Source organism: Achromobacter sp. ACM01 (assembly GCF_014851745.1).
Taxonomy (GTDB): domain Bacteria; phylum Pseudomonadota; class Gammaproteobacteria; order Burkholderiales; family Burkholderiaceae_B; genus Achromobacter; species Achromobacter aegrifaciens.
The window spans coordinates 405,620-417,618 of sequence record NZ_JACVAF010000003.1 but is presented as its reverse complement, the minus strand read 5'-3'; the positions used below and the strand labels follow the sequence as shown (position 1 = coordinate 417,618).

Below are 11,999 nucleotides of genomic sequence, written 5' to 3'. Positions count from 1 at the left end.
CCCTGGCCGGCTTATTGCCGGCCCGCAGGGCGGGGCGTGCTCCACTCAATACCTCATCGCGAGAACACTATGTCCAAACAATTTGACGTCGTCGTCATTGGCGCGGGCCCCGGCGGCTACATCGCCGCCATCCGCGCCGCGCAGCTCGGCATGTCGGTGGCTTGCATCGACGCCTGGCAGAACGGCCAAGGCGGCCCGGCTCCCGGCGGCACCTGCACCAACGTCGGCTGCATCCCGTCCAAGGCGCTGCTGCAATCGTCCGAGCACTACGAACAAGCCAATCACCACTTCGCCGAGCACGGCATCGAAGTCAAGGGCGTCAGCCTGAAGCTCGACACGCTGATCGGCCGCAAGAACACGGTGGTCAAGCAGAACAACGACGGCATCCTGTACCTGTTCAAGAAGAACAAGGTCACGTTCTTCCATGGCAAGGGCGCGTTCGCCGGCCAGGTTGAAGGCGGCTGGGCCATCAAGGTCACCGGCACCGCCGAGGAAGACCTGGTTGCCAAGCACGTGGTGGTCGCCACCGGTTCGTCGGCGCGCGAGCTGCCCGGCCTGCCGTTCGACGAAAAGGTCGTGCTGTCCAACGACGGCGCGCTGAACATCGGCGCCGTGCCGAAGACGCTGGGCGTGATCGGCGCCGGCGTGATCGGCCTGGAAATGGGCAGCGTGTGGCGCCGCCTGGGTTCCGAAGTCACCATCCTGGAAGCCATGCCGGAATTCCTGGCAGCCGCTGACGGCCAGGTGGCCAAGGAAGCCCTGAAGGCCTTCACCAAGCAAGGCCTGAACATCCAGATGGGCGTCAAGATCGGCGAGATCAAGGCGACCGCCAAGTCCGTCACCGTGCCCTACGTCGACGCCAAGGGCGCCGAGCAGAAGCTGGTGGTCGACAAGCTGATCGTCTCGATCGGCCGCGTGCCTTACACCGGCGGCCTGAACGCCGACGCCGTGGGCCTGAAGCTGGACGAGCGCGGCTTCATCGCCGTGGACGGCGACTGCAAGACCAACCTGCCGAACGTCTGGGCAGTCGGCGACGTGGTGCGCGGCCCGATGCTGGCGCACAAGGCCGAGGAAGAAGGCGTGGCGGTTGCCGAGCGCATCGCCGGCCAGCACGGCCACGTCAACTTCGACACCGTGCCGTGGGTTATCTACACCTCGCCGGAAATCGCCTGGGTCGGCAAGACCGAGCAGCAGCTCAAGGCCGAAGGCCGCGAGTACAAGGCTGGCAGCTTCCCCTTCCTGGCCAACGGCCGCGCCCGCGCGCTGGGCGACACCACCGGCTTTGCCAAGGTGATCGCCGATGCCAAGACCGACGAGGTCCTGGGCGTGCACATCGTGGGCCCGATGGCCTCGGAACTGATCTCGGAAGCCGTGACCATCATGGAATTCCGTGGCGCAGCCGAAGACATCGCCCGCATCTGCCACGCGCACCCGACGCTGTCGGAAGCCGTGAAGGAAGCCGCATTGGCCGTGGACAAGCGCGCATTGAACTTCTGATACGCGCATAGCCGATGCAAGACGGGGGCGGGTTCACGGATCCGCCCTTTTTTCATTCTGCTTTTCCTGCTCCCACATGAACGTCCGCGAATACTACGAACACGCCCTGGCCGAACGCGGCTACAAGCCCGACGAAGCCCAGAAAAAGGCGATCGACCGGCTGCAGCGCTATTTCGACGAATGGGTCAAGTTCAAGTCAATGCGCTCGAACGCGCTGAAGAAGCTGCTGAACCGCCCCGACGTGCCGCGCGGCGTGTACCTGTGGGGCGGAGTGGGGCGGGGCAAGAGCTTCCTGATGGACGCCTTCTACGCCACCGTGCCCGTGGTGCGCAAGACGCGCCTGCACTTCCACGAATTCATGCGCGGCGTGCACCGCGAACTCGAAGAAGTGAAGGGCATGCAGGATCCGCTGGACGAAGTGGCCAGGCGCGTGGCCAAACGCTACCGCCTGATCTGCTTCGACGAGTTCCACGTATCCGACGTGGCCGACGCGATGATCCTGCACCGGCTGCTGTTCAAGCTGTTCGAGTACGGCACGTCCTTCGTGATGACGTCCAACTACGAGCCCTCGACCCTGTATCCGGACGGCCTGCACCGCGACCGCATCCTGCCCGCGATCCAGCTGATCCAGGCGCGCATGGACATCATGAACGTGGACGCCGGCGTGGACTACCGCCGCCGCTCGCTGGAACAGGTGCAGTGCTATCACACGCCGCTGGACGAGCGCGCCCAGAAAGCATTGCAGGAAGCATTCGACAGCCTGGCCGACACGCCGCCCCAGGATCCGGTGCTGCATATCGAGCACCGCGAGATCCGCGCGCTGGCGCTGGGCGGATCGGTGGTGTGGTTCGATTTCGCCACGCTTTGCGGCGGGCCGCGTTCGCAGAACGATTATCTGGAGTTGGCCAACCGCTTCCATGCGGTGATCCTGTCGGGCGTGCCGCGCATGGGACCGCGCCAGGCTTCGGAGGCGCGCCGCTTCACCTGGCTGATCGACGTGTTCTATGACCACCGCGTCAAGCTCATCATGTCCGCCGAGTGCGAACCCGAGGAGATCTACACGGAAGGCGCGCTGGCCAATGAATTCCACCGCACGGTCTCGCGCATCCTGGAAATGCAGTCGCGCGAGTACCTGGAATCGGAACGCCGCCACACCGTGTCGTTGTAGTCGCGCCGCATCTGTCCGAATTTTCCGGGCAGATCGCGGTTGAAATTGGTAATACAAGTCATTATCAATTAAGATTTGGAGACTTCTGGTCCAGCACCGCAGTTTCCAACGTGTCTTCCACCCTCTTGTCCGCATCGGCCGCGCGCACCGACCCTTCCGCCGCGCCCGTCGATGGCCTGTACCGCGATCACCGCCCCTGGCTGTTCGGCTGGCTGCGCCGCAGGCTTGGCTGCGAGCACCGGGCCGAAGACCTGGCGCAAGACGTGTTTCTGCGCGTGATCCAGCGCCGCAAGGCGGTGCGCGCCGGCGAAGCCCGCGGACTGCTGACCACCATTGCCAAGGGCCTGGTGGTGGACCACCAGCGGCATGCGGCATTGGAACGGGCCTATCTCGCCTACCTGGCCGCCATACCCGAGGCTTATGCGCCGTCCCCCGAAGAGCAGACCGAGCAACTGCAATCGCTGGCGCGGTTGGACCGCCTGCTGGACGGCTTGCCGCCCAAGGCGCGTTCCGCGTTCCTGCTGTCGCAGCTCGACGGGCTGACCTATCCCGAGATCGCCCAGCGGCTTGAAGTCTCCTTGAGTTCGGTGCAGCAATACATGGTGCGCGCCATGACCGCGTGCTACGCGGCCTTTGATGACTAGCGCCGCGGACCCCGTCGCCGACCAGGCGATCGCCTGGTGGGTGCGGCTGCAATCCGGCCTGGCCGGTGCGGCAGAGCGGCAGTCCTGCGAGGCATGGCTGGCGCAGGATCCCGCGCATCGCTGCGCGTGGGATCGCTTGCAGCGCATCAGTCAGGATGCGCGGCGCGTGCCGGCGGCGTTGGCGCATGACGCGCTGACGCGTTCTGCATCGTCCTCGCCCCGATCGGCCGGCCGTCGCACGGTATTGCGCGGATTGCTGGCTGTTGGCGGCACGGCTTTTACCGGTTGGGCGGGCTACCGGCATACGCCGTGGCAGCGACTGGCGGCGGACCTCAGCACCGGCACAGGCGAACGGCTGGCCGTTGCGGTGGCTGATGGATTGCACATCACCTTGAACAGCGACAGCGCGGTGCGCCTGCACTTGCAGGACGATGCCCGCGGCCTGGACCTGTTGCGCGGCGAAGTGCTGGTGCGGACCGAAATGCGGCCCGCTATAGCGGCTCTGCGCGTGGATACCGGGCATGGCGAACTGCGCGCCGAACGGGCGCGCTTTGACCTGCGGCGCACCGCCGCAGGCGCGCGCTTGGGCGTGTACGAAGGCAGCGTGACGCTACTGCGCGGCGGCGTGGCTACGCATGCGGAAGCCGGGGAGCGCCTGGAATTCTCCGAGCATGGCGAAGTCGGCCGTCTTGCCTCCGATCCCGACCGGCTGGCCTGGACCGACGGGCTGGTGGTGGCCAAGGACTGGCGCCTGGACTACTTCGCGCAATACCTGGCTCGCCAGCGCCTGGGCATGATCCGGGTGGATCCGGCGGTGGCCGGTCTGCGGCTGTCGGGCGTATTCCCGCTGGACGACGCCGAGCGTGCGCTCAAGGCACTGGAGCCCGCCTTGCCCATCCGCGTGACGCGGCATACGCAGTATTGGCTGCAGGTCGGTCCGCGCGAGGCCTGAGCGTTACAAATTTTTTTGCCTGCGGCTTGCAGGTTTTCCGATCCCGTACGGAAGGCAGGGATAGATACCACCGTACAGGGAGAGTTTTGTGTCCGCTTCATCTCACTCGCGCTTGCGCGCCCCCTTGTCTGCCGGCCGCATGGCCCTGCTGGCCGCCATGTGCGCGGGCGGGCTTGCCGCCGGCATGCCGCAGGCCTGGGCGCAGCCGGCGCCCGCTACCGCGAACGCGCCGCGCAGCTACCAGATCGCTGCCGGCTCCTTGGCCGATGCCCTGACGCAGTTCGCGCGCAGCGCTGGCGTGGTCCTGTCGTTCGACCCGGCGCTGGTGCGGGGACGCCGCTCGGACGGGTTGGACGGCGCCTACTCGGTGGGCGCGGGATTCGCCCGCATCCTGTCGGGCAGCGGTTTGCAGGCGCGTGCGCAGTCGGGCAATACCTGGACGCTGCTGCAGGTTGCCGCGCCCGCGGGCGACACGCCCACGCTGGCGCCGGTGACCGTGTCGGGCATGTCCGACAGCGCAATCACGACGGTGGGCTACGTGGCTACGGTGAGCGCCAGCGCCACCAAGACCGACACGCCGCTGATCGAAACGCCGCAGTCGGTATCGGTCGTCACGCGCGAGCAGATCACGGAGCAGGGCGCGCAGACACTGAACCAGGTGCTGCGCTACACCGCGGGCGTGGCCACCGAATCGCGCGGCGCCACCGCCACGCGCCTGGACCAGTTCAGCGTGCGCGGCTTTCAGGCTTCGTCCTACCTGGACGGCTTGCGAGTATTCGGCGGGCGCGACGCCTTGCCGCAGGTGGACACCTATCGCCTGGAGCGCGTGGACGTGCTGAAGGGACCGGCCTCCGTCATGTACGGGCAGGGCGGCCCGGGCGGCGTGGTCAACCAGGTCAGCAAGCGCCCGCTGGAAGAGACGCTGCGCGAGGTCGAGGTGCAGGTCGGCAACTATGACTACCGTCGCGCCAACTTCGATTTCGGCGGTCCGGTCGATGAAGACGGCAAGTTCCTGTACCGCCTGGTCGGCTCGGGCTACATGTCAGACGGCCAGGTCAAGGACACCAAGGAACGCCGCTACTTCGTGTCGCCGGCCTTTACCTGGAAGCCCAGCAGCGACACGACGCTGACGGTGCTGACCAACTTCCAGCGCGATCCCGACATGGGTTCCTATGGCAGCGTGCCGGCCATGCGCACGCTGCTTTCCGCGCCCGACGGCATCCGCCTGCCGGCCGATTACTACGACGGCGACGCCAATTTCGAAAAGAGCGACCGCAAGAGCTATTCGCTGGGCTATGTGCTGGAGCACCGCTTCAATGACAACATCAAGGCATCGCAAAGCCTGCGCTGGACGCGCGCGGAAGCGCAGTACCGCAGCATCTACGGCGCGATGACCAATAACTACGGCTATACCGACAAGACCTACCGCTACCAGCAGCGCGCGTCGATCGCGACTGATGTGGATGTGGGCGCGCTGGTGCTGGACAACAATGTGCAGGCGCGCTTCAACACCGGCCCCTTCGCCCACACCACGCTGCTGGGCTTTGACTATCAGCACGTCAAGACCGACACGCTGTCCGGCTTTGGCACCGCGCCCGCGCTGGATGTGCTGAACCCGAACAATCATCAGAACATCCCGACGCCGGCGTTCTCGACGGATGCGACCAACAAGCAGTACCAGACCGGCCTGTACTTCCAGGACCAGATCAAGATCGATCGCCTCTCGGTGTTGCTGGGTGGCCGCTACGACTGGTCGCGCACCGTGGGCGAGACCACCACGATCGCCACCGGACGGGTCGCGCCGTCCTCGCTGAATGCGGAGAAGTTCACGGGCCGCCTGGGTGCGATCTACAACTTCGACAACGGCGTGGCGCCGTACTTCAGCTATTCGGAATCGTTCGAGCCGCAGTCCGGCACGGGCTGGCAGAACAAGCCGTTCAAGCCGATCGAAGGCAACCAGTACGAGGTCGGCATCAAGTACCAGCCGCCGGGCAGCGCCACGCTGCTGTCGTTTGCGGCGTTCGACATCCGCCGCGAGAACATGACCACCACCGATCCGGATCCGACCCACATCTGCGGCACGGCGGGCGGACGCTGCTCGATCCAGGCGGGCGAGCTGCGCACGCAGGGCATCGAGCTCGAAGCCAAGACCGAGCCCCTGCGCGGCCTGACGCTGGTGGCTGCTTACTCCTTGATGGATAACGAGTACTCCAAGGGCTATCCCAACGCCGCGGGCATGAACCTGAAGGGCAAGACGCCGGTGGGCGTGCCTTCGCAACAGGCGTCCGCCTGGGCCCGCTACCAGTTGCAGGACGGTCCGCTGGCGGGCGTGGGAGTGGGTGGCGGCGTGCGCTACATCGGTTCCTCGTATGCCAACGAGACCAACACCCTGAAGGTGCCGTCGGTCACGCTGTTCGACCTGATGCTGGACTACGACCTGGGCCGCGCGTCGCCGTCGCTCAAGGGCATGCAGGTGGCGCTGAACGTGCAGAACCTGTTCGACAAGGAATACATCGCGTCGTGCTCGGGCGATTCCTGGTGCTGGTACGGCTACCAGCGCTCCATCAAGGCCAGCCTGCGCTATCGCTGGTAAGTCTTGCTGCTAGTTCGAAGTGAGAATGGTTATAATTTAAAACCCTCCGAATCGGGCTTGGGCCGCGGGGCTGGTCCGATCCGGTCCTCTAAAGGAAATCAATAATGACATTCGCAAGAACCTTGGCCGCCATTGCCCTGTTGGGCACGGCGGGCGCCGCGCAGGCGCATTTCGTTTGGTTGGAACGCAGCGCCGAGGGACCGGCCAAGGCGTATTTCGGGGAATGGGCGGATGACGTGCGCGAAAAGCGTGACGGCCTGCTCGGCAAGATCATGGTCGCGCCCGTCGTTACGGGCGCCGATGGCAAGCCGCTGAAGGCCTCGGGCGAAGGCGCCGACTTCCTCGAATTCGCGGCGGCGGGCAAGGGCGACGTGCGCTTGCGCCAGGCCTACCAGTTCAAGGACACCCTGGTGCAGTACGGCGCCAAGGCCGGCCGCGCGGACACCGAGGGCAAGCTGGACCTGGAACTCGTGCCGGTCGCGGCCGGGACCAACGCTTTCGTGCTGCAGTTCAAGGGCAAGCCGCTGGCGAAGACGGAAGTCACCGTATTCGGCCCGCCCAAGTGGGAGAAGCGCTTCCACAGCGATGAGAACGGCCGCATCGAAATCACCACCCCGTGGCCCGGCCAGTACGTGCTCGAAGCCGCCCACGTCGAAGACAAGGCGGGCGAGGCCGACGGCAAGGCATACGCCAAGATCCGCTACGTTTCCACTACTACCTTCAACGTGTCCCAGTGAAAGCTCCCGCTGCCGGCGCAGGCATGATGCGCTACCGTCTGGCCGTCTTTTCCAGGGCGGCGGCCGCCATCCTGGGCGGCTATGTTCTGGCGTCGGCGGCAGCCGCCTGCCTGGCGATCTGGCTGCCCATGCGGCGGCCGGACGCCGTGGTCACGGCGCAGATGCTGTCCTTTGTGTTCTACGCCTGCGGCGTGATCTGGGTTTTTGCCACGCGCAATGCCTGGCGCGCCTGGGCCGGCGTGCTGGCGCCCGCCGCGCTCCTGGGCGGGCTGTTCGCGATCGGCCGCGCGATGGGGGCGGCATGAAGGCGAAAGTGGAAAAGGCGCCGGGCGAGGAAGGCCTGCGCCAATCCATGTCCTGGCTGCACACCTGGTCGGGACTGATCTTCGGCTGGGTGCTGTTCGCGATGTTCCTGACCGGCACGCTGGCGTTCTTCCGCCCCGAGATCACGGCCTGGATGCAGCCCGAGATCCAGACGCGGCCCGCGCCTGCGGCGCAGTCCGTGACTGCTGCACAGAACTACCTGGCGGAACATGCGCCCGACGCCACGCGCTGGTTCATCACGCCGCCGTCCGACCGCGAACCGCTCATCCAACTGCTCTACCAAGTGCCCAAGCCCAAGCCGGGCGAACGCGGTTTCGTGCGCGTGAAGCTGGACCCCGCCACCGGCCAGGCCCTGGCCGCGCGCGAGACGCGTGGCGGCGACTTCTTCTACCGCTTCCATTTCGAACTGGAAACCGCGTTTCCCTGGGGGCGCTGGCTGGCCAGCATCGCCGGCATGTTCATGCTGGTGGCCATCATCAGCGGCATCATCACCCACAAGAAGATATTCACCGACTTCTTCACGTTCCGGCCCGGGAAAGGCGGGCAGCGCGCCTGGATGGACGGCCACAACGCCTTGTCCGTGCTGGGGCTGCCGTTCCACCTGATGATCACGTTCAGCGGGCTGGTGCTGTTCATGGCCATGCTGATGCCGGCCGGCATACTGGCCGTCTACGAGAGCCCCAGGCAGTATTCTGACGAGGTCTTCAAGTCCTTCAGGATCACTCCCGCGCGCAACGAGCCCGCGCCGCTGACCGCGCTGGCGCCGCTGGTGGAGCAGGCGCAGCAGCACTGGCAAGGCGGCCGGGTGGGGCGCATCACCGTCAATCATCCCGGCGATGCCGGCGCGACCGTGACCCTGGTGCGCGACGCCGCGGATGGCGTGTCGTTCGGCAAGCTGGCGCCCTACATGCGTTTTGACGGCGTCACGGGCGCATTCCAGGAAGGCGAGGACGAGCTCGGCGCCACGGCGCGTACGGCGGGCGTCATCGTCGGCCTGCACCTGGGATTGTTTGCCGAACCGTTTTTGCGCTGGCTCTATTTCCTGGTCAGCATGGCGGGCACGGCGATGGTGGGCACGGGCCTGGTCCTGTGGATCGCCAAGCGGCGGCAGAAGGCGCGTCCGGGGGCGCGCGAAGCGTTTTCGTTGCGCCTGGTCGACGCGCTCAACGCCGGCACGGTCGCTGGCCTGTTCATCTCGATCGCCGCCTTTTTTTGGGCCAACCGCCTCCTGCCGATCGACCTGGCGGGCAGGCAGTTCTGGGAGTCGCGCGCCTTCTTCGCCGTCTGGGGCTTGTCGCTGGTCTACGCCTTCCTGTTCCAGCGCAGCAAGTGGCGCGACCTGTTGGCCGCGGCCGCGGCCTCCCTGGCGCTGGTGCCGGTGGTCAACGCCCTGACGACCTCGCGCCATCTCGGGGTGTCGCTGCCTGCGGGCGATTGGGTCATGGCTGGTTTTGACCTGACCTGCCTGGCCGGGGCGCTGCTGCTGGCCTGGATGGCGCGCAAGGCGGCCCGCGCCAGCAAAGCGGGCGCCAAAGCGCCCGCCAAGGGCCGCGCCGCATCCAAGCCGTCCCAGCCCGCCTACGAACCTAGAGGTGATACGCCATGACGCTAGCTGCCTTCTGCCTGGCCTACGCGGGCTTTTCCGCCCTGTGCCTGGGCATGGACCGCCACTACGAAGACCTGTTCGACCGCGCGCTGCCGCGGCGTCACAGGTTGCCTTTGCGCCTGTTCGGCTGGGGGGCGCTGGCTTTGTCCTTGTGCGCCTCGGCGGCGGTCTGGGGCTGGAGCTACGGCACGGTGGAATGGATCGGCATTCTGAGCATCGCCGGGCTGCTGCTGATCTGGTTCCTGACGTTCCGGCCGCGCGCCGCGCTGACCGCGGGCGGGCTGTGCGCGCTGGCGGCGCCAGTGTTGGCCGTCCTGTAGCCGCGCGCCCGGCAAGTTACACTGGGCGTTTCCCCCAGCAAACGCCTCTTCGCCTCATGAATACCCGCGTCCTCACCGGCATCACCACCTCTGGAACTCCCCACCTCGGCAACTACGCGGGCGCGATCCGTCCCGCCGTTCAGGCCAGCGCGCAGCCCGGCGTGGACGCATTCTTCTTCATGGCGGATTACCACGCCCTCATCAAGTGCGACGACCCTGCCCGCGTGGCGCGCTCGCGCCTTGAAATCGCCGCGACCTGGCTGGCGGTGGGCCTGGACCACGAGCGCGTGACCTTCTACCGCCAGTCGGACATCCCCGAGATCCCCGAGCTGACCTGGCTGTTGAACTGCGTCACGGCCAAGGGCCTGATGAACCGGGCGCACGCCTATAAGGCGTCGGTGGACCAGAACACGGAAAAGGGTCTGGAACCGGACGATGGCGTGACCATGGGCCTGTTCTCGTACCCGGTGCTGATGGCCGCTGACATCGTCATGTTCAACGCCAACAAGGTGCCGGTGGGCCGTGACCAGATCCAGCATCTGGAAATGGCGCGCGACATCGCCCAGCGCTTCAACCACCTGTACGGCCGCGACTATTTCACGCTGCCGGAAGTGGTGATCGAAGAAGACGTGGCGACCTTGCCGGGCCTGGACGGCCGCAAGATGTCCAAGAGCTACAACAACACCATTCCGCTGTTCGAGGGCGGCGCCAGCGCGCTGCGCGCGGCGGTGATGCGCATCGTGACCGATTCGCGCGCGCCGGGCGAACCCAAGGACGCCGAGAACTCGCACCTGTACACCATCTACCGCGCCTTCGCCACGCACGAACAGGCTGCCGCGCTGCGCAAGCAGCTCGAAGAAGGCATGGGCTGGGGCGAAGCCAAGCAGGCGCTGTACGACCACCTGGAAAACCTGCTGGCGCCCATGCGCGAGAAGTATTTCGACCTGATGGCCAACCCCGGCCGCATCGAAGACATCCTGCAGGCCGGCGCCGCCAAGGCGCGCAAGCTGGCCACGCCTTTCATGCAGGAACTGCGCCAGGCCGTGGGCCTGCGCAACCTGGAAGCCGGCTCGGGCGCCAAGGCCGCGCAGCCCAAGAAGGAAAAGGGCAAGGGCGCGCGCTTCGTCAGCTTCCGCGACGAGGACGGCAGCTTCCGTTTCCGCCTGCTGGCAGCGGATGGCGAGGAACTGCTGTTGTCGCAGCGTTTCGCCGATCCGAAGGAAGCCGGCGCGTTGATGCGCCGTCTGCAAGCGGAACCGGCCGATGCGGTGCTGAAGGCCGACGGGCAAGGCTATGCCGCGATGATCGACGGCGTGGCCGTGGCCACCGCGCCGGCTGGCGCGCAAGACGAATCCGGCGCCTTGCTGGAACGCGCGCGCGCCGCGCTGTCGTCTTTGTCGCAGGAATAAACCCAAGGGGCCGGCGCGCAGCCGGCCCGGCGGTTCAGGCCGCGCGGGCGCTGGCTACGATGCGCCCGTCGCGCACCTGGAAGCGCTGGGCGCTGCCCTGTCCGGCGATTTCCAGCATGTCGCCTTCCGTGTAGCCCGTGACATTCGGGCAGTCCAGCCATTCGGGGTTGATGAACGGGAAGTACTTGAGCGTGCCGCTGCCCTGGCTGGCAAAATCGAAGGTGGTGTTGGCGACCACTTCCGGATCCCATTGGCTGGCATCGAAAGTCAGCGCGCAACCCGCGCCGATACGGTAGGTGATGCTGGCGCCCATGCTGGCGAATCCCAGTGCGCCGACGTGCAACTGCGCCCCATTGCTCAATTCGATGATGCGGCTGCCCAGCCGCTCCAGCGTGATGTGCTTGAAACTGACTACGGCGCCATCGACAAGCAGGTGCGAATACTGGCCCAGGGTGATTTCGCTGTAGACGCCGCTGGCGTTGGCTTCCTTGGCGGTGAGGGTTGCCGTTTCATTGGCGGCAAGCGTGATGGTATGGGACATGGCTGGGCGGATCTCCGGTCGTTCGGGGCAGGGCGCTGTTGTTCTTGTGCTGCTCCCCGGCAGGCGCTATGCGCCTTGGCTCGCCTGCTCGCGGGGGGCTTGTGCCGCCTTGCGGCCTGGCGCCGCCGGGTTTTATTATTTGGACACAATTAGATATTTTCTATCATTTTTGATAGGTTTGGCTTGAGAGAAGACAAGTAACCCGCCT

Annotated in this window: 11 protein-coding genes; 10 read left to right on the top strand and 1 reads right to left on the bottom strand. The window is 66.2% G+C overall.

The window, feature by feature from the left end:
- Positions 1-69: 69 nt before the first annotated feature.
- From lpdA to IB268_RS16665, 10 genes are all read left to right on the top strand, one after another.
- A complete protein-coding gene (gene lpdA, locus IB268_RS16710) occupies positions 70-1,497 on the top strand; it encodes a dihydrolipoyl dehydrogenase (protein ID WP_119450936.1) in 1,428 nt (475 codons plus the stop codon).
- Positions 1,498-1,573: 76 nt separating this feature from the next.
- The gene (zapE, locus tag IB268_RS16705) at positions 1,574-2,665 is read left to right on the top strand and encodes a cell division protein ZapE (RefSeq protein ID WP_054450771.1); all 1,092 of its coding nucleotides are present in this window, start codon (positions 1,574-1,576) and stop codon (positions 2,663-2,665) included.
- Positions 2,666-2,775: 110 nt separating this feature from the next.
- Entirely contained in the window at positions 2,776-3,309 is a 534-nt protein-coding gene (locus IB268_RS16700) for a sigma-70 family RNA polymerase sigma factor (protein ID WP_192354543.1), read from the top strand.
- On the top strand, positions 3,302-4,261 hold the full coding sequence (locus IB268_RS16695) for a FecR domain-containing protein (protein ID WP_175181946.1): 960 nt from the start codon (positions 3,302-3,304) through the stop codon (positions 4,259-4,261). The genes IB268_RS16700 and IB268_RS16695 overlap by 8 nt, the downstream gene beginning before the upstream one ends.
- A 139-nt stretch (positions 4,262-4,400) precedes the next feature.
- Complete coding sequence (locus IB268_RS16690; protein ID WP_370540028.1) at positions 4,401-6,854, top strand: TonB-dependent siderophore receptor; 2,454 nt, start codon at positions 4,401-4,403, stop codon at positions 6,852-6,854.
- A gap of 104 nt (positions 6,855-6,958) precedes the next feature.
- Positions 6,959-7,591, top strand: a complete 633-nt coding sequence (locus tag IB268_RS16685) for a DUF4198 domain-containing protein (protein ID WP_119450933.1) — start codon at positions 6,959-6,961, stop codon at positions 7,589-7,591.
- A 23-nt stretch (positions 7,592-7,614) separates the two neighbouring features.
- Positions 7,615-7,896: a DUF3649 domain-containing protein gene (locus tag IB268_RS16680; protein ID WP_054450781.1), complete on the top strand. Its 282-nt coding sequence runs from the start codon at positions 7,615-7,617 to the stop codon at positions 7,894-7,896.
- Positions 7,893-9,521: a PepSY domain-containing protein gene (locus IB268_RS16675; RefSeq protein WP_192354541.1), complete on the top strand. Its 1,629-nt coding sequence runs from the start codon at positions 7,893-7,895 to the stop codon at positions 9,519-9,521. Before IB268_RS16680 ends, IB268_RS16675 begins: the two co-directional genes overlap by 4 nt.
- On the top strand, positions 9,518-9,841 hold the full coding sequence (locus IB268_RS16670) for a DUF3325 domain-containing protein (protein WP_054450784.1): 324 nt from the start codon (positions 9,518-9,520) through the stop codon (positions 9,839-9,841). Before IB268_RS16675 ends, IB268_RS16670 begins: the two co-directional genes overlap by 4 nt.
- Positions 9,842-9,897: 56 nt before the next feature.
- On the top strand, positions 9,898-11,250 hold the full coding sequence (locus IB268_RS16665; RefSeq protein WP_054450785.1) for a tryptophan--tRNA ligase: 1,353 nt from the start codon (positions 9,898-9,900) through the stop codon (positions 11,248-11,250).
- Positions 11,251-11,284: 34 nt separating this feature from the next.
- On the opposite strand, the gene IB268_RS16660 is transcribed toward IB268_RS16665, so the two are convergent.
- Complete coding sequence (locus tag IB268_RS16660) at positions 11,285-11,791, bottom strand: hypothetical protein (protein WP_192354540.1); 507 nt, start codon at positions 11,789-11,791, stop codon at positions 11,285-11,287.
- Between the last annotated feature and the right edge of the window lie 208 nt (positions 11,792-11,999).